The sequence below is a fragment of the Peribacillus sp. SIMBA_075 genome, from assembly GCF_046534585.1.
Genome location: NZ_JAWRYN010001132.1, coordinates 1 through 253, shown reverse-complemented (window position 1 = coordinate 253; position 253 = coordinate 1). Strand labels below are relative to the sequence as shown.

At 54.2% G+C, this 253-nt stretch carries 1 pseudogene; it reads right to left on the bottom strand.

The window, feature by feature from the left end:
- A pseudogene (locus tag SB775_RS31835) lies at positions 1 to 253 on the bottom strand (nitrite/sulfite reductase); the annotation flags it as partial.

Genomic DNA, 253 nt, shown 5'->3' with positions numbered 1-253 from the left:
GTACTCATCTGCAAGACGCGCCAGCTCGATCAGCTCTTCTGCATTCATCCGACCAACTGGAACCGACAAGCCGGCATAGTATAGACCCTCCTGACGCTGTTCATGAATCCCGTAAAAATAGCCGCCATTCCAGCCATGGAGCAAATCCTCACCGCCAGCCTCCAGCTCACCTACCAGCTTGATCAGCTCGTCTTTGAATTTCTCTGCGCCCCAGTCTGCCACCAGGAATTTCAGGCGGGCATGAGTCCGTTTT